Annotated in this window: 11 protein-coding genes and 1 pseudogene; 1 reads left to right on the top strand and 11 read right to left on the bottom strand. The window is 51.3% G+C overall.

The window, feature by feature from the left end; genetic code table 11:
• Positions 1-27: 27 nt before the first annotated feature.
• From CBE73_RS21090 to CBE73_RS21035, 11 genes and pseudogenes are all read right to left on the bottom strand, one after another.
• Positions 28-1,752, bottom strand: a complete 1,725-nt coding sequence (locus CBE73_RS21090; RefSeq protein ID WP_308420963.1) for a type 2 periplasmic-binding domain-containing protein — start codon at positions 1,750-1,752, stop codon at positions 28-30.
• Between the two features lie 119 nt (positions 1,753-1,871).
• Positions 1,872-4,211 (bottom strand): AraC family transcriptional regulator, encoded by a 2,340-nt coding sequence (locus CBE73_RS21085; RefSeq protein ID WP_094095917.1) that lies wholly within the window; start codon positions 4,209-4,211, stop codon positions 1,872-1,874.
• A gap of 295 nt (positions 4,212-4,506) precedes the next feature.
• A complete protein-coding gene (locus CBE73_RS21080; protein ID WP_094095916.1) occupies positions 4,507-5,652 on the bottom strand; it encodes a stalk domain-containing protein in 1,146 nt (381 codons plus the stop codon).
• A 322-nt stretch (positions 5,653-5,974) separates the two neighbouring features.
• Positions 5,975-6,460: pseudogene (locus tag CBE73_RS22730) on the bottom strand (M15 family metallopeptidase); the annotation flags it as partial.
• A gap of 438 nt (positions 6,461-6,898) precedes the next feature.
• A complete protein-coding gene (locus CBE73_RS21070) occupies positions 6,899-8,251 on the bottom strand; it encodes a glycoside hydrolase family 32 protein (RefSeq protein WP_094095914.1) in 1,353 nt (450 codons plus the stop codon).
• A 50-nt stretch (positions 8,252-8,301) separates the two neighbouring features.
• Positions 8,302-9,177, bottom strand: coding sequence for a carbohydrate ABC transporter permease (locus CBE73_RS21065; protein WP_229752836.1), 876 nt, complete (start codon positions 9,175-9,177; stop codon positions 8,302-8,304).
• Positions 9,174-10,064: a carbohydrate ABC transporter permease gene (locus CBE73_RS21060; RefSeq protein WP_094095913.1), complete on the bottom strand. Its 891-nt coding sequence runs from the start codon at positions 10,062-10,064 to the stop codon at positions 9,174-9,176. Before CBE73_RS21060 ends, CBE73_RS21065 begins: the two co-directional genes overlap by 4 nt.
• A gap of 32 nt (positions 10,065-10,096) precedes the next feature.
• Complete coding sequence (locus tag CBE73_RS21055) at positions 10,097-11,593, bottom strand: ABC transporter substrate-binding protein (protein ID WP_217349723.1); 1,497 nt, start codon at positions 11,591-11,593, stop codon at positions 10,097-10,099.
• Positions 11,594-11,613: 20 nt separating this feature from the next.
• Entirely contained in the window at positions 11,614-13,266 is a 1,653-nt protein-coding gene (locus CBE73_RS21050; protein WP_094095912.1) for a glycoside hydrolase family 13 protein, read from the bottom strand.
• Positions 13,267-13,546: 280 nt separating this feature from the next.
• A complete protein-coding gene (locus tag CBE73_RS21045) occupies positions 13,547-14,527 on the bottom strand; it encodes a LacI family DNA-binding transcriptional regulator (RefSeq protein ID WP_094095911.1) in 981 nt (326 codons plus the stop codon).
• Positions 14,528-15,237: 710 nt separating this feature from the next.
• The gene (locus CBE73_RS21035) at positions 15,238-17,616 is read right to left on the bottom strand and encodes a GH36-type glycosyl hydrolase domain-containing protein (protein ID WP_094095909.1); all 2,379 of its coding nucleotides are present in this window, start codon (positions 17,614-17,616) and stop codon (positions 15,238-15,240) included.
• A gap of 329 nt (positions 17,617-17,945) precedes the next feature.
• On the opposite strand from CBE73_RS21035, the gene CBE73_RS21030 reads away from it, so the two are divergent.
• The gene (locus CBE73_RS21030; protein WP_094096455.1) at positions 17,946-19,103 is read left to right on the top strand and encodes an acyl-CoA dehydrogenase family protein; all 1,158 of its coding nucleotides are present in this window, start codon (positions 17,946-17,948) and stop codon (positions 19,101-19,103) included.
• Positions 19,104-19,162: the final 59 nt, after the last annotated feature.

The following is a 19,162-nucleotide window of genomic DNA, read 5'->3' as shown; positions in this document are numbered from 1 at the left end:
GCGTTACTTCCTCCTTTGCGGCTCCCCTTACCGTTTCACATAACGTTCGTAGGCAGCTTTTTCAATCTCGAGCAGCTCGTTTATGCCCATCTTGTTGAGTGTTTCGGCATACTGATCGAAATGATCCAGCGATTCGGCGCCCATGACGAACTTGTCGAACATTTCGTCCCGGTATGTGGTTATATCAGCCATAAGGGCGGCCGCTCTAGCCGATTCAGAGGTCGTGAAGGAAAGCGGCGGCAGCCAGCCGCTGTTATCTACGTCCATCCAGGTGGCAAGAGCTGCTTTCTGCTGCGGAAGTGCGGCATTTTGCTCCTGGTAGCGTTTGTCCTGGACAAACGGCATCCCGAACGGGAGGGCATATTTGCCTATGGCTTCTCCGAAGGAAAGGCCATCCGGATTTTTCATGATTTCGTCGGTATAGGTTGGGTAGCCGTTCACCATGTTATAACTTTGGCCTTCTACCCCGAAATTGAACAGCATGTGCCCTTCTTCTCCATAGTTGTAATCCAGCCATTTGACGCTTTCGATGATATGCTTGTTACTTTTGGTAATGGCCGCGCCGACGCCGCCAAACATAGCGCCCGTTTGTCCAAGCTGCGGCTTATCGCCCTTGTTCAGCGTCGGGTATGGCGCGCCGACCAGCTCGAACTTGGGATCCTTGCTCTTCATAGCCGTCATGTATTTGCCGATGCCTCCGCTGTGCGCCATCTCAGCCGCACCCAGCAGCTCGCCGGTCACTTTGGCGTCCTTTTGCTTGTCGTCGGTCGCCGCATAATCGGGGTCGATCAATCCTTCCTTGTACCAGTCCTGCATCGTTTGCAGGAACTCTTTGTATTCCGGCTGCATCGGGCCATAAATGATTTCACCGTTCTTCAGGCTAAACTGGCCGTTGATGCCCCAGGCGTTCAGAAATACGTTGCTGAAATTAAGCAGCAGATTCTTGTTGATCAGCAGCGGGATTTCATCTGCCTTGCTGTTGCCGTTCGGGTCCTGTTCTTTAAACGCTTTCAAAACGGTGTGCCACTCATCGATCGTTGTTGGTACCTGAAGCCCCAGCTTGTCGAGCCAGTCTTTGCGCAGCGCCGGTCCTTCGTATGTCAAGAGATAGGGATCGATCCGCAGCAGCGGGAAAGCGTAAATCCGGCCGTCGTCTGTCGTTACCTGCTTACGCACCTCCGGATTATCCTTCAGCACCTTGCTGAAGTTCGGTGCATATTTGTCGATGTAATCGTTCAGGGGCAGAATGACACCATTGTCCATCGCTGCGAGTCCCCCGCCGGGGTAATCGGGCCATCCCCATTCGATGATGTCGGGGTAATCGCCCGAGCTCATCATCAGATTAAACTGGTCTTTCCCTTGGGTGGTTCCGACGGCCGGGGAAATAAAATCGATGTGGATGCCCGTTTTTTGCTCTTTGACCTGATAAGCCACCACATCGTTAAAGCTTTTGACATTTGGCGTTGTTCCCGTGAAATTTGCATAATAGCTGAGCGTAAGCGGAGCGGATACGATTTTGCCGTCCGGCAGGTTTTGTTCGCCCGCAGGTGCGGAGTTGTCGGCCTGATTGGTCTGGTTGGCCTGCCCGCCGCTGCCGGAGCATGCGCTTATGGCCAGCATCATCACTGTCAGCAAAGACAGAGCCGCGATCCGGCTGAACTTCCGATTCCGCTTCCGGTTGCTTGTTCGCCGCGGCATCGCTGCTGTCTCGCGATTCTGCCGGGCCGTTTCCATTTGCTGCTTGTCATCCATATTTGTAGACCTCCTCTGGGATTTAGGCTTACGGCTCAAATGTAGCCGTACGGGAGCCCTTTTGCCTACAATCCGTTTATTTGATCGGCAGCCTGTTTGTGCCCGGCGGCTAACCGTTTCTACGATCGATGTTCCGTATGCAGGTTCTCCCGGAATTGCCCCGGCGTAATGCCCTCATATTTCTTAAAAAAGCGGATAAATCCGATGTCATTGGTATAGCCAACTTCTTTAGCAATTTGCCCGATAGTGCAGCCGGAACAGGCCAGCAATCGTTTGGCTTCTTCCAGCCGGACGGAGGCGATGAACTCCATTAAAGTTTGGCCGGCAGCTTTTTTGAAGAAAGAAGACAAGTAAGACTGTGTTAGTCCCAGCTCATCCGCAATCAGGCCGACGCTGAGGCCGTTTTGACCGTAACGTTCGCGGACGATCCGCTTGACCGCCTCCAGCGTTCTGTAGGTTTGATCGGTCCGTCCCTCCCTCCACAGCCTGCACACGCCGATAAAATTTGCCTTGAGCTCTATGAAAGCCTGTTCGGCATCCCCGGGTTGTTCCCTAACCTGCGAAAAAAGTTTGGCACCCAGCTGCGGGTCTACCCTCGGCGTATACTGCACGATCCGGAACAAGGTCGAAGCCGCCTGCAGCAGAAAATATGAAGCTGAGGCTTCGGAACCCGGGCTGCTCTCTTTATGGTCTTTATAAAGCGCTTCCAATAATTGCTTCGTTTTCTCCGTATCCCCCGATTTCACGAAGTTGGTCAGCTGCTGTTCGATCTCCAGCGGATAATGATAAACGGGAACCGCTGCCGCTTCTCTGCACGGCCCTGCATCAGGCTCCCTCTCTGCTCCGCGCCGTTTCAGCGCATCCCGGAACGCTTCGCCGATCCGCTGCATGCTGTCCGCTATAAAACTTTTGCCGGCGGACACCTGCAGCCGGAAGCGCTGCTGCAGCACCTGCTGCAGCTGATCCGCAATGCGGTCTCGCTCCTGTTCCAGCTCTGCCGCCTGCTCCCCGCTAAAATTCAGCAGCAGCGCAATCCGTCCCTGGTCCAGCTCCGTTGCATACCCGACATGCCGTTCGTTGGCCAAATCTTCGGCGATGTTGGAGATGATAAAGCTGACGAATGTCCATTCCTGCTCATCTTTGGCAAAACCGCTCATATCCTCCACCTCCATCAGGATCACCGCATAATTGGAAGAAAGGAAACGCAGTCCCATAAACTGCAGCGACTCCTGCCGGAGCTCGTGCGGCTCTGCGTAGCCGCGGATCAGGCGGGACAGAAAATGCACACGGATGATCGGGGCCTGCCGCAGCAGCCGGGTTTGCAGCTCCGACTCCGTCAGCCTCGACGTTTCAACGATAGATTGAATCAGCTCGTATTCATTCAGCTCCCGTTCTCTGCCCACCGGCTGTTTCTTTTCCGTGACGGTCCGCACTAAATTGCGAAGTGGCAAATAATTGCGGTAGGCCAGATACAACGAAACTCCCGCTCCGGCCAATGCGGCTACTAGCAGCAGCACGATTGCAAGGTTTTTGACCTGGCGGACCTCCTGCAGAAAGATGTCACGCGGAACTTCCACGACATATTTCCAGCCGTACACGCGGGAGGTGGCGTAGGAAAATACGGTTTCTTCACCCTTCCATTTCATTTCCAGCTTGCCGTGGTCTTCGGCCATTTCCGCATACCGTACCGGCAGCGGATTCTGCCGTTCGTCTGTGGAGCTGATGATCCGGTTGCTCGAATCCAAAATATAAATATTGCCCGGACCGTCCGTAACCAAATCTTGAAAAAGGCTGCGCAGCTCGCTGCCGTTAATCAGGATCAGCAGGGCAGCTTTTTGCCCGTAGCCGCCTGCGGCCGGCATATAACGGGTGTAGGGGACGATCCAGCGCTGTTCACCGAAATTGTTGGTGACCGACGTTTCAGGCAGGAACTGCCAGCTCATGTTCTGCTGCGAGAAAAAAGCCATCCAGTCAGAGGCGCTTCTGTTCTCAAACCGGTACACGTCGCCAAACAGAATATCGGCCGATGTCCTGACTCCCGGTCCCAGCATCGTTTGTGTCTGCGGAAAATAAACATAATAATCGTAAACAAGCGGACTCATGGACAAATAACGTTTAAATTCATTTGTAAGCGTTATCATATTCAGGTTCTGTTGAGCGCTTATCGGTCCGTTCTCCCCCAGCAGCAGCTGCAGCTCCGGCAGGGTCATCACCTGCTGCTCCAGCTGCCTGACCTTCTCAAGCTGACCGTCAGCCAGCACGCGAAGCTGTCCGAGCAATGCCACGTTCGTATGGTCCACCGACTGCTCCACAACCGCTTTCGCCCGCCAATACAGCAGACTGCCGATAATAATCAGCAGTACCAGCAGCGCCATGTACGACCAAAAAAAAGCGTTCCACGCTCCTTTGGGCCACCAGCGCCGGCCCGACAGCTTTGCGATCATCATGTTCTTGTTCATTCCCCCACTCACCTTTGACTGTTATCCTTAGCCTCCATCGCTAGCTCCGTTAAATGGAAAGTGCAAACTTAATTATAACAAGCCCCTGCAAGACAGCCCCATAATCCATTCGTTGGATTTATGATTCATTTATTGGGTTTCTTATGCACAGCGCTTTTGCCGGCCTGAGGTTAAAAAAAGAGCCTCCTTCGCAGCGCAGGCTGCTGAAGGAGGCTTTTGCAGTTGGGCATTTGTAAGTGCATCGGTGGCCAAAATGTCAGCCTGCTTTAAAAGTTCCCTAAATAACCCTGATCAATTACTTTCTCGGAAAATAGCCAAGAAACGCCTGCGTCTCCGGATTAAAAGCAAGCACCAGCGGCCCCAAGAGCGTATCCTGTTTCGTATTAAAGGATACGGTTACTACCTGGCCTTCCGTTGCCTGGAGGTTCTCCAAGTCTTTCTTCTGGGTCTCCGTTGTTGTCATAAGACTGACATCTTTGGCCGCGATCTGTTCTACTTTGGCGTCCTTCTTCGCGGTTATGACCGTGGAGTTGCTGGCGATCTGTTTCCAGGCCAAGTCCTGAAAGGCTTTAACCTGATCCTCTGTTAATGTCCCGCTGCCGTTCGAAGAGTTTCCGTCCAGCATCACCATATAAAACAGTGGGCCTTCCGGCATTTTGCTGTCCGTATAATTCGGACCATAGTATACGCGCACTTTTTCTCCGGCTTTAACGTCTTCCCAGCTTACAGGCTGTCCTTCGGCCGTCAATACGCTTGTTTCTTTGCCGGAGGTTACCGTCAGGGTCGCGATCAGCGTGCCGCCTTTGGCTTCCCCGAATTTAACAACCCAGCCGTCGCTTGTATGCTGCACGTCTTGAATAACGTCCTCCCGGATGAGCGTTTGGGAACCTAACGTAAGAGAGGCGGCATGGGACTGTCCCGGATAAGACTTGGCTACGATCGGCCCGTATTCGGCTGTCACCTTCATGCCGGCTTTAAGGTCTTTCGCGGCCGTCTTGCTGCCAGCGCTGTTTTGGATAACCGTGTCGCCGTCCACGTTAAGCATGATCCAGCGGTCGTCGCCTTTGCCCAGCAGCTCTACTTTATAACGGTTGTCATCCGTTTTGCTGACACTGACAATAACACCGGTATTGCGCAGATGCGTTTCTTGATCGGCAGCCGGGATTTCTTCATTCTTCTTATCGATCGAGATCGACCGCTTGGAACCGTTGTAATTCAGCGTATACCCGAGTGCTTCCGCTTCGGCGCGGGCCGGCAGGTATACCTGCCCGTTGATCACAACTGGCTTCATCGAGGTGGCCTGTCCGTCCACCGTAACTTTCATATCGCCGCGCAGCAAACCGGTGACCTTCGCCGTAAAACCGGAGGCACCTGCAGCCGTCCCCGCTCCCAGCACGCCCAGCATGGCGGTGATCAAAATAACTTTGTTTTTATTGTTCATGTTCAGAGCTCCTTCCAAGCCCGCCGCGGGCTTTGATTAATGATTTCATCTGTTCAGCCACGGGCTGTGGCTAATGCTTTCACCTGTTCAGACGGCGGCGGCTGGAAAAAGGTTTCAGATTCGCTTCTAGTATCTTCATGCTTCCTTTGGAATTTACCTGTTTTGTCCCTCATTACAGAATCAGAGTTACGATATAACCGTTGTTATTGTCGCCTGAAACGGTGTAGCCGCGATTGTTCGGAATCTGAACCTTCTTCTGGGTAGCCGGAATATACAAGATTTCATAATCGGTTCCCTCTACATTCACCTTGATTTGCTGCTGCTCCCTTATGTAATCGAGATACTCCTCCAGGGTTAAATTCTTCTCCTGCATAACCGCGCTGTGCGGCAGGCCGACATATCTGAAATGCCACGGCTCATATTTGATGCCCGTAATAGCCGTTTTATCCTCGGGATAACGTAAAATAAACCCGTATTTCCACGCGTTTTTCTTCAGCCATTTCCCTTCAGGCGCCTGGCTCATCTGCTGCTCTGTGGAGCCGATGTCCAGAGCCTTGCCAGAATTATGCTCGCTGTACCCGGCCGGCAAAGCGGAATCGCTGCCCATCTGATTGTAAAGCTCATCTTGTTTATCAAAATCCCGGTACCCGCTGCTGATCAGAAAATGATTCACCCCGTCCTTGCGGGCAGCTTCTACCATCATCGAAAAATGCTCCGTAATGCTGGCGGACAGCTTAATGCTATCATCCAGCAGGCCATATCCATCCCTCAGCTCCGGATGTTCGGAAAGCTTGACGATATCCGGCATCACGCCGTCTTTATGCAGCTTGTGCTCCTGGTTCACCAGAATTAAATCCCCTTTATAAAGCTGATCTGCGCTTAAGGCCAGCGTCTGCTCGTCTGCTACTTGGCCGGATTCCCCGGCAGCAGACTGGTTTCCTGCGGGTTGATCTCCTTCTAGTTGATCTGCTGACGGCTGATCTGCTGACAGACCGGCCCCCGCGCTCGTACGGGGTTCAGCCTGTTCTGCCCTTGTCTCCTGAGCAGCGGATGGCGCCCCAGATACCCCCGAATGGATGAGACTCTCCGCATGCTGTTTCAGCAGCAGCACTCCTTTAATCCCTGCCAACAGCAGAATAAGAATCAGAAATGCTCTTTTTTTCACGCAAAAAATCCCCCTTTTCCTAATGAACCCCAGCATACCTGAAAGTTCTTAAGAAAAGAGGGCAAATTGTTTAAGAAAATATTAAAATTGCTTCTTCATAACTCTAATTTTGCAATCGGCTCGCCCTTTCACATACGGCTTCAAACCATAAACCACGTTGCTCAGCACGTATTGACCGTCGTTGACGAAAACTTCAATCAGATTGGGTTCCACAAAAATATCCAGGCGATAGTTCCCCTGCAGCTTCGGTGTCTGGAATTTCAGGCCATGGCCTTTAAGCCCTGCAAAAACCCCCGAGCGGTCCGCCTTTAGCCTGTCGTCTTCAATCCGGATTTGATAACCGCCGATATCCAAGAACTCTCCGGCATTTAGATCCGCCTGAATCCAAAATGGCTCCTGGAAGTCAAGCTGCTCCGCTGAGCTTATTTCTTCCGTGAAGCTGCGCTTCACCTGAGGATGCACTCGAAAATAAATATGCCCCTCCTGTACCTCAATCACTCTTGGCAAGGCCATCATACCGATCCACGGCTCTCTGCCATCCTCATAGCGAACGGCCATAGGCATCCGCATCCAGGCGATCATCACCCGTCTGCCCTCTGCATCCACATGGGTCTGCGGGGCATAAAGATCTTCTCCGCAATCCACCATTTGGAATGAATCAGGCAGGACAAGCTCGCAATTCTCATGCTCAAATGAAACTACGCTGCACACGGCATGGCTCGGATACAGCGAATCTTCTTTGATGCCCTCGGGCGACATGATCAGCACATTTGCCTGCTGCCCGCCGTCTAAGCGAACCTGAAACAAATCGGGACATTCCCACATATGGCCGAATCCCGGTTTCATGCAGGCATTCACATATTCCCAGTCCAGCAGGTCATCGCTGCGGTAAAAGAGCAGTTTGCCTTCGTTATCAGCTGTTTTTGAACCAAGCACCATATAGAATTGTTCCCCCTGTTTCCAAACCTTGGGGTCGCGGGTATGCGTCCGGTCCCCGAGCGCTCGGTCTGCTATAGGCGGTATAATCTGCCGTTTGGCTCCAAAGTTATCAAAATGATAACCGTCCTCGGCAATCAGAAGGGCCTGACTGGATTCAAATTGTTCATTTACGATGACATGTACATTTTCTTCGTCGAATGCCTTGTATTTCACGGCTGTATAAAAGAGATAAAGCTTGCCATTCTCTTCAATAGCGCTGCCGGAGAAACAGCCGTTTTGATCATAACTTTTGGTCGGGAACAGGGCTATCTTCTGATGCTCCCAGTGGACCAGATCACGGCTGACCGCATGTCCCCAGTGCATCGTTCCCCACTCCAGCCCATATGGGAAAAATTGATAAAACAAATGATATTCACCACGAAAATAAATGAAGCCGTTGGGATCATTGATCCAGGCCCCTGGCGCTTTCAGATGAAGCCGATCCTGCTGCAGCATGAGCGAACGCCCCCTTTTTAAATAGACAAAATGGACTTCATTCGTAAAAGTTACTTCACGGCGCCTTCGGTAACGCCTTTAATAAAATATTTTTGCAGGAACAAATATAACACGACAACCGGAATAATCGATACCAGAACCGCCGGGAAAATCAGCTCCCAAGGGTTGCTGAACTGGCCGGACAGCATTTTGGCGTAATACAGCTCCAGCGTCAGCGTTTTGACCTCGGCATTCCCCAGCACTAGAAACGGAAGCAGATAGTCGTTCCAGATCCAAAGCGAGTTCAGAATAATGACCGTAACCGTAATCGGTTTGACCAGCGGAAATACGATGCCGAAAAATAAACGGAAGATGTTAGCACCGTCGATCAAAGCCGCCTCTTCCAGGGCCATCGGTACCCCTTTGATGAAACCATGGTAGAGGAACACCGACATCCCCAGGCCGAACCCTCCGTACATCAGCACAAGCCCGGTCAAATCCTTAAGCCCCATTCCTTCAAACTCGTGAATGAGCGGATACATGAGAGACTGGAACGGGACAAGCATAGCTGCAGTGAGCAGGAGCAGAATAAGACTGCTGCTCCGAGTCCGGCTGCGTACAAGCACCCACGACAGCATGGAGGAACAAAAGACGATCAGTGCGACGGCAATAACGGTAACTACGGCTGTAATCCACACCGCACGGCCGAAATGAATCTGCTCCAGCGCGCTGGAAATATACGTAAAGGACCAGCTTGAAGGCAGAGACATCGGTGATGCAACAATTGTGCCCTGATCTTTAAACGAATTGATCAGGAGGAACAACAGCGGAAATAAGGTGCAAAGAGCAAAAAGGATCAGCAGGACAATGACGATAACTTTACCAACGGGGATTTTAGGCCGGACATTCCTGCTTCCGGCTTGCCCGGACGCCATGATGTGATTCATGCTTCAACCTCCCGTTTCTTCGTAATATAGACTTGAATAAGACCAATCACCGCAACCAGAACAAAAAATACAACCGCTTGCGCCTGTGCCTGCCCGTAATCCGGCGGCTGCGTGAATCGCACGGTTCGCAGAATCTGCAGCGACAGCATGGAAGTGTTGAAGGCCCCGTTTGTCAAAGCAACGTTCTGATCCAGCAGCTTCAGGCAGTTGGCCAGGGACAGAAACAGCACGATGGTGATGGAAGGCATCAGCATCGGCAGGGTGATGAAGCGGAATCTTTTGACCCCGCTCGCGCCGTCAATGGCACTGGCTTCATACAAATCCTTAGGAATATTGTTCAGTCCTGCCACGTAAATGATCATCATGTAGCCGGCCATCTGCCAAGTTACCATAATGACAAGCGCGAACAGATTTTTTGTAGCGTCCTGGGTCATGTTCATGAGAAACGGAATATGAAGTCCGCTCGGTCCGAACAGGATTTTTGAGAATACATTCTGGAAAATAAACTGCCAGATAAATCCGAGCGCAAGGCCCCCCAGCAGATTCGGCAGGAAAAAGACGGTGCGGAACAGCCCCACTCTTTTGCCTACAAAGTCCAGCATTTGGGCCAGCGCCAAGGCTATAACGTTAATAATAATGACGGCGATAACGGTAAACTCAAGCGTATAAACGAGAGAATGAAGAAACTTGCCGCTGTGAAAAATCCGCGCGTAATTGTCCCAACCCACAAAGGAGTTCCAGACGCTCCCGCCCACGAAATACGTGCCCCTCCAAGAAGTAAACGAATACAATAAACCGATCAGGAACGGCACCAGCACAACGGCCACAAATAAAATCAAACCGGGCAGGGCCAGGGGCCAAAACCATCTTCTATAAAAGTTACTCATCTCAATGCCTCCTGTTCATTAAAAGAAACAGCTTAATACATGGCGTCTTTCCAGCCCTGAACCGATTGTTTGGCAATATCCCTGTAATCTTCTTGGGTCCAGGCCTTAGGCGAATTTAAATAGTTTTCCTGCAGGATCGTGCCGAAGACCTCCTGCCCCCAATAGCTGCCGCCGGCCGGGGAACCGTTAAACGGATTCGACAGCGTATCCCCGGCTACCTTATAGGCAATCAGCGAATTATTGAGCGTATTGTCAAATTTGACGCCGGCATCGGCGTTATAAGGGATAAATTCAAAGTCGTTGACGATGGCCTTGCGTCCTTCCTCGGACGTATTCAGCCAGACCAGAAACTGCTGGGCCAAATCCTGCTCCCTCTTCGTCACCTTGGTATTGATGGCATAATAAGAAGGCACAAATTCAGGCACGGAGCGGTTAAACTTCTCAACCGTCAAACCCGGAACTTTAATATCACTCTGCTCCAAAGGCAGCTTAATCGGCAAAAAGGTCAAATAAGGCAGGATGTCCGTATTCAGCTTGGCGATGTTGGGATATACCCAGTTGCCCTGCTTGAGCAGCAGCGCTTTGCCGCTGGCGAACAGCTGCACGGAAACGTCATAGCTGGCCGTGGTCGAGTTGATATAATCAGGTCCCCGTTTGGCCGGCCCGTTCATCCCTGCTGCATGCTGGGAATATAAATCCAGGGTTTGAACGACTTTCTCTACCGGAGACTGAAGCTCGTCGACCTGCTCCTCCGTTGCGTTCTTGGCGGCAACCGGACTGTCAAAAATCGCGTTCAGCGCCATATTGCCCATGTGGTCTCCATAGGTCCATTTTTCAGCGCCGGCTTCGGCAAAAACTCCGGTCAGCTCCTTAGTTAACGCTGTCTTCTCCCCAGCAAACTTATAAGTATGGCCGTTTAGGGTCACACTGCCGGGTTTATCCGATTGAATGTAATCGTCAACAGCGGTCACAAAGGATTCGAACTCGTCATAAGTCGCCGCTTTGAAGTCATCCAGGAAGGCCGCCGTATGTTCCGAGCCAAACAGCCCGTCCACCATACGGGTGTCTATAATGAGCCCGTACCCTTCAATGTTGTAAGGGATTCCATAATTTTGCGAACCGTCCATGCTCAACCGCATGCTGTCCGGAATTTTGTCCGCCAGCGCCTTCAGCTCAGGGTTCGTTGCCTGGTTTAGATCCATAATCGCTTTGCTTTCAGACCATTCGGCCACGCCGCCGATATTGGTGGAGAAGATCGCCGGCTTATGGCTGGAGTTCATCTCGGAGCGAAGCGTTTCTGCACTGTCGGTAGTTCCTAGGGAGAACACCTTGATCTTCAGCCCGTTCTCCTGTTCATATTTCTTAACCACCTCGGCCAGCGCATCGGCGTTTTCGGTTTTGGCGTTAAAGATATAGAAATCATAATCCTTGGGCGCCTTAGCTTCGCCGCTGCCGCAGCCGGAAAGCACCGCCGCCCCGAGCAGCAGGCTGGTCAGCGCCAGGCCCGCCTTTTTCCACATGTTGTTCATGCCCTACCCTTCCTTTCCGTCTACAAGCTGCTTTCTTCCAGCACCATGGATTGATATGGATTCAAAATCAGATTTTCGCCTTCCAGGTGTAGATCTGACTGATTGGTTAATAAACATGTTTCGACTTGTACAGGGAGTTTCACTGATTCACTGCTCATATTGCACACTATAGTAAGCGTTCTTCCCTTGTAGCTGCGCCGGTATGCAATCAGCGATGGATATTGCTCCAGAATGGGGTTAAAGCTGCCGAAACACAAAACGTCTGACCAATCTGAATTTTTGCGGAGCTTGATCATTTTCTTGTAATAAGCCAAAATCGAGTTGTCGTCGGCCTGAGCCTCTTCCGCATTTACCGTTTGATAATCCGAATGAACGGGCATCCAGGGTGTGCCTGACGTAAATCCGGCGTGCTCCATACGGTTCCACTGAAAGGGGCTGCGGCCGTTATCCCGCCCAATGTCATTCAATTCCTTCAGCATCTCCGCATCGGACTTCCCCAGCGCCAGCCCTTCCTTCCAGAAGTTATGGGCGGACACGTCTTTAAACTCCCTGATGCTGTTTCGGACTGTATTGGTCATCCCTAACTCCTGGCCCTGATAAATCAGCGGCGTGCCCCGCAGGAAGAAATAAAGGGTGGCTAAGGTTGTGATGCTTTCTCGGCTGCGATTCTGTTTATCTAAAAATTTATTAGGAGACCGGGGGTGATCGTGGCTCTCCAGAAAGTTCGCGCTCCAGCCTGCCTGCTGGATCTGCATTTGGCTTTTGAATATTTTGTCCCGCCAGGCGGACACGGCTTCAGGAGCCCCTTTGATTTCCACGCCGCGCATATGCTCCCAGCTGAAATCAAAGATCATGGAAAAATATCCATCTTCCCCTGCATAATCCCCGAATTTCTCCGGAGGAACACCCGGGGCTTCTCCAACAGTCAGGCAGTTAAATTTCTGGAATGTTGCCTGCTTCAGTTCGGTCAGAAAGGTTCCGATCCCCGGATAATTCTGATAGTTCTCGATTGGATACAGCCGGCCTTCTTCCGTTTCACGGGAAGCGAAGGTGGTATCCTTTTTGATAAACGTAATCGCATCTACCCGGAACCCGCCAATGCCTTTATCCAGCCACCAATTAATCATATCGTAGAGCTTGCGGCGCAGCTTCGGGTTCTCCCAGTTCAAGTCGGGCTGCTCTTTGGAGAACGTATGCAAATACCAGCGGCCGTCTGCGGTTTGGGTCCAGGCTGGTCCGCCAAAGTTGGAACGCCAGTTGTTCGGGGCTTCGCCCGAATCCGTTTTCATAAAGTAAAAATATCCGGCTTCCTCACTGTCAGGCTCCTGCAGCGCCATCTGAAACCAGGCATGCTGGTCGGAGCAGTGGTTGATGACCAAATCAAGGATGATTTTGATTCCCCGCCTGCCCGCTTCCTCAATCAGCTGATCCAGGTCCTCATCTGTGCCGTAGATCGGATTAACGCGGTAATAATCGGATATATCGTAACCGTTATCAATCAGGGGCGACTGAAAGATTGGGCCGATCCAAATTACGTCTATCCCCATCGCTTCCAGGTAATCCAGCTTCTCTAAAATTCCGGGCAGATCCCCTATGCCATCCCCGTTATGATCTTTAAAGCTCTGGGGATAAATTTGATAAATCACCGACTTCTTCCACCATGGTTCTGTCATGTTAGCGTATTCCCTACCTCCCGCACTATTGTGGAACTGTTCCACAATAGAGAAAAATAAACTTCGTTTTCGGTGCCAAATAATCGGCTGCCTTGGAAGCGCTCCCCGAATACGAATCAATAAGTGGAACTGTTCCACAGACGATTAAAAAAAACTGACTGCACCTGCTGTATCATAAATATGGAACAGTTCCACTATGCAATCAGATTATACCTTTTTTAAGCAAAGATCAATCTTTTTTTGATGGCCTCGAAAAAAAGGCGGCTACTTAAGTGGCTATTTATGGGGTTGTTTCGCCCTGCTGCAGGGTTACCCCGATCTGGATTCTCTCCTCGTTCAAAGGTTTATCGTTAATAAGTTTCAAGAGCACCGAAACTGTCTGTTTTGCCAATTGATGCACGTCCTGCACGATAGCCGTAAGACTTGTCGAATTAAAATCGGTGACAAAAGTTCCGTCATAAGCGATAATTTTGAGCTTGTCCGGAACAGATATCCCAAGGGACTTGGCAGCCTTTAGAAAAGCCGAAGCCTGCAAATCAGAGGCCAATATACCGTCAATATCCATATTTTTCGCCAATAAGGATTTTGTGATTTTAAAACATCGGGCAAAGTCCGTTGTATCTTCCCATGATATCTCTTTGGTTATCGTTTGCACCCCATGCTCCCTCAGGTAATGATCGAAAGCATCGTTCCCTTCGTGTGAAGGCAGACGATAAGTCCGGTCCCCGCGGGTATACAGCACTTTGCGGCAGCCGCTTTCAATAAGCTTACGGGCAGCCAGTTCCCCGCCCTGCTGGTGATTGGAGCTTACAACAGGAATTCCGGGGATAATCCGGTCAAGAAAAACGATCGGTTTCTTCAGCTTGGTGTAGCTTTCATCCGGCAGGGATGCCGTCCCTACAATAACACCGTCAAACAAATTACGTTCCAATGTATCTAAATACTCCCGTTCCCGCTGAATTTCGCCTCCAGTGCTGCAGAGCATCATGTTATAGCCGAATTTCCGGAGCTCAAGCTCCAAGTGGTTCCATAGAGAGGAGAAGAAAGGGTGAATTAGTCCTGGAGCAATCACGCCAATAATGCCGGTGCTTTGTCTGTACAAATTTCGTATCCACTGATTTGGGACATAATCGAGCTCAGCTACCGCCGCTTTAATTTTCTCCCTGGTTTCTTCGGCCACGTAGCCGCTGTCGTTCAGTGCCCTCGAAACGGTGCTCGGCGCTACTTTGGCCAGACGCGCCACTTCCCTTATGCTTGCCATGCTAATTCCTCCTACTGCTCGGACCTGATTAAATTCAAGTAATATTATCATGTGCGGCCAGGTTTCTCAAGACTGCTGAACTTGATCTACCTGCTTAATCCCTGAACAGAGACATAAAAATTCATTTGAAATTCTTTTCTTTTCCTGTATTGCAGACGAATCGCTTATCTATTCATTAGCCCTGTCATACTGCTCCAACCCTTTTATTATATAGGGACGAACGAGGTTTATAAGTAAATCGGTTCGATGGTTTCCCTCAACTCTTAACCACTCATGCGCAGCGCTGTAAATCGTTGAGCTCACCATGGCCGAAAGGAGCTTTGTTTGGTGAAGGTCGCTATTTTGCCTTCTCGATAAAATATCCTCTATTATTTGCTGCAGCATCTTCTTTACCTTTTCATCCACTAGTGCAGCAATCGATTTGGAATCCATTCTGCATATTTGTTGGACACCATGCGGTCAGCCAAAAAGCAGAAATCATGTTATTAGATGAATTGTTCCATAAAAAATTATCTATAGAATATATGGTATCACCCTAAACTACAACATTAGACTGGCCAAGGGGATCCGGAGAGGCGGTATCCCTTTAATGCGGGCCGATTGCCTATCCCCCCATTCTCAAAAAAACATCAAAAACGGCCTGTCTCCGATCTTCACCGGAAACAGGCCGTTGGTTTTCATAATGCTCTTTATATGGTGTTCCTAAAATCTTACTGCGGCAGCTTCACCAGCACCTGATATTCGGCGCCCGGCTGCAAATCTTTCGCTACGCCGTCTACGGCTAAATTGCCGTTTACGTACACTTCGGTGGCAGTCACACCTGCTTCACGTTTCATCTCGATGTGCAGCCCCGCGCCTCTGAAGGTCCGTTTCACCGTTGCCTCCTGCCAGTCGGATGGCAGCTGCGGCTGAATGCGCAGCCCTTCTTTCGTGCCCTGCACGCCAAACAGTCCGTCTACGAGGCAGCGGTAAACCCAAGGCACGGTTCCCGTGTTGAACAGATGGCTGGAGCGGCCGGCTGTTTTCGGGAACTGCCGGTAAGCACCCCGGTAATAGTTCGGAATGAAGACGGGCAGTTGTCCGCGCCGCAGGATGTCTTCGCGGTCCGGTCCCGGCAGCATTTTCCGCAGTAGCCGGTAGGCATTGTCCTGTTCTCCGACCGCGTACAGCCCATAGATATAGAAAGCGGCCGCATGATTGTATACCGCGCCGTTCTCCGCGCTGCCCGGGTGCTTCTGCGTAACCCGTCCGACGTCTTCGCGCATAGACGTATAGGATGGCGCCAGCTTTTCCACCCCATAAGGCGTCTCCAACTGCTCCTCGACGGCACGCATCAGCTTCTGCTGCTTGATATCGTCGGCAGCGCCGCTTAGCAGCGCCCAGCCCTGCGGGTTGATAAAGATCCGGCCTTCTTTGTCGGTGCTGATGCCAAACACAACGCCATCATCTGTGATGCCGCGCGCGTACCAATCGCCGTCCCAAAGGTACTCGTTGACGATGGCGTTTGTCTCGTCTGCCGCAAGGCGATACTGCTTGGCCGCATCCGGATGTCCGCTGTGTTCACAAATATCCGACCAAACCAGGAAAGCATAAGCCGTCGCAATCGTCAGCCAGCCGGAAACCCCTTTGCCTTTGTAACCGACCATATTCATCGGATCGCACCAGTCACCTTGGTTGATGAAGTTAAGCCCCCGCTCATCCCGGTCCTTGATCAGCCACTGCATGGCCCGGTGAATATGCTCCAGAACGGTCACAGCTTCACTGCTGTCCCCAAAAGGAACTTGTTCATCCAGAATGGTATAATCACCGGTTTCGTCCAGATAAGTGCTGAGGCAGATCGGCAGCCAGACGCAGTGGTCGGTATGCGGCACCTGATTGATATATTTGAGCTCGGCATCCTTATGCAAAATAATCCCGTCAGGCATCGCCCCGCTCGCTTCCTGCTGGCTCAGCGCCGTCAGGAACGCTGCCCGGGCCGTTTCCGGCTTGATGTAGCTCATGCCCATGTTGTCCTGCAGATAATTCCGGGTTTGCGGGTCTGTTGTCAGCCGGTTGGTAATGCCATGGTAATACAGCTGCCGAGGCAGCCAATGGTTAACGAAATTGTCGAGATCAGCGTCAGGCGTTTGAATCTCAATCGTGCCTTTTCCCTCGCTGATGTAATCCGCATATTCGCGTTCCGCCTGCACAAATCCGTCTTCTCCTTGGTTGTTCTTCCCTGAATAATATTTACGGCGAATCTCCGCGACCTCAGCCTCGTCGTGCGCCGGTCCAAAGACAAACCGGAACTCGCGCTCCTCACCGGGCGCCAGCTCAAGTCTGTACTGCAGCACCGCCGCAGGTGTTTCATAGCGGGCTTCCCCTCCGGCCAGCGTTTCAGCCTGAATAGCGGACGGCATCATAATGCCGCCTTCCCCTTCGAAGGCCTCCTGATTCACTTCCCAGGCATCCGGTTTATGCTCAGCCAGCAGGAAGGTTTTATCGCTGAAATGTTTGATTTTATCGTAATCCTGGTACTTTTGATAAGGCGTTACGGAAGAAGCCACAATAGCCTGAAGCTCCTCCCGGTATTCGCCAGATTGGTTCATCCAGGACATATAACCTATCGTAAAATAAGGATAAAGGCTGATCTTGCGCTGCTCCTGAGACATGTTCTTCACTTTGACCCGCCAAAGCTCCAGAGCATCTTCCTTGGGCAGGCTTAAGGTCGTTACGACCCGCAGGCCCTGATGCTGGACCTCCCAGCGGATATCGTGTTTCCCCACCGAAAAAAGGTACTGCTCCGGCTGCACACGCACCGGCTCATAAGGTGCAGAAAAAACAGCGCCGTTCTCCTCGTCTTTGACATATACAAAACGACCCGGATGATGCGCGTAATAGGGCTGCTCCGGCTGCATAAACGTCTTGGCTTCCAAATTCGGCGCATGCGAATATTTAGCAGGTTCTGGCTGCATGAACTGGGCCACCGCATAACCACGGCAGTTCATGTGAATCATCATTTTCTCATTCCACAAGAATCCCGAAGCTTTGGGCAGCAAAGTCGGGCTCGATAGTTCATAACGTTTCTGGTCATCGGTAGGTCTGATCATATCCCTTGCACTCCTCATCCTTTTTGTTCTTTATCTTCCTGAGTCATGACTTGTATGCCCTGCCATACGGGACCCGCAGATTCTCCGGTCATTCTTGTCAGCGCTTTCTGAAAGGGTTTCCTCGGATGACTTCTAGTAGATCATACCGTATACAGTTAAGGATTGCACTTTGAAAGAAACCTAAGAAACACGAGCAAGGAGAAGCTTGGATACAAGTATACGATTAAAAATAGCCAAAAATGAAAAAAAACGGCCGTACACCTTCTCCTTTTAACTCTGTTTGCGTTATTGTTATAATTACATAGGGAAGGAGCGGGATTACTTTGGATATGGATCATCTTTTTATCAATCAATATATACGCAGCGAACAGGAAAAAGCCCGTGTGAACCGAGTTTCGGAGCTGGCTGCTGTCTTTGCACGGCGGGCGGCCAAACATGACCAGGAGGGCTCTTTTCCATTTGACAACTTTGCAGATCTGAAGGAAGCCGGTTATATGAAGCTGACCGTTCCCAAGGAATACGGCGGTGATGAAATTTCCCTTTATGAAATGGTTATGCTTCAGGAACGGCTGGCCTACGGGGACGGCTCTACCGCCTTGGCGGTTGGCTGGCATCTGGGACAGGTGCTGCATTTACGGACCAGCCGGAAGTGGCCTGAGGAATTGTTTGCGGCATTCTGCCGGTCTGCCGTAGAACACGGCACCATGACTAATACCTTTGCAAGCGAAGCGGCTACAGGCAGCCCAAGCCGGGGAGGCAAACCCGAAACAAAGGCGGTTCCTACGGATGGCGGCTGGCTGATTACGGGCCGAAAAACCTTCAGCACCTTGTCGCCGATTCTCGACCATTTTGTCGTGACTGCTTATGTCCCTGACGAAGAGACGATGGCCGAGTTCCTTGTAGAACGTACAGATAAAGTTGAGGTTGTCGAGACCTGGAACACACTCGGGATGCGCGGCACCGGCAGCCACGATGTTGTATTAAACGGCGTTTTCGCACCTGCAGCTAACCGGTTGATCGGCAAAGGTTCCGACGATGGAGGCGGCTGGCTGCTCCATATCCCGGCTTGTTATATGGGCATTGCCTTAGCGGCCAGGGACTACGCGCTGAATTTCGCCAGAACGTATAAGCCGAATAACTTAAACGAACCGATCCGTTCTCTCCCATCCGTGCAGAACCAAATCGGGCTAATGGAGGTTGAACTGCGGACCGCCCGCTCCCTGCTGTATGCAACTGCGGACCGCTGGGATAAGGAGCCGGACAACCGGCCTCATCTGAAGGCGGATCTAGGACTGGCTAAATATGTCGCGACCAACCACGCGATCAAGGTCGTAGATCTGGCTATGCGGATAGTTGGCGGTACCAGCTTGTCACGGAATCTTCCTTTGGAGCGTTATTACCGGGATGTCCGGGCCGGTCTTCACAATCCTCCTATGGAGAATACGGTTATTCAGATGCTGGCGGCAGGGGCATTAAACGAAGAGTAGACCTATGGCAAGCAAAAATACCCCTTGGTTTTCCAAAAGGATTCTTCTTCCTTTGGATG

Origin of the sequence: Paenibacillus physcomitrellae (genome assembly GCF_002240225.1) — a bacterium.
GTDB lineage: Bacteria > Bacillota > Bacilli > Paenibacillales > Paenibacillaceae > Fontibacillus > Fontibacillus physcomitrellae.
The sequence above is the reverse complement of the archived record's forward strand: the minus strand, read 5'-3'. Positions and strand labels throughout refer to the sequence as shown.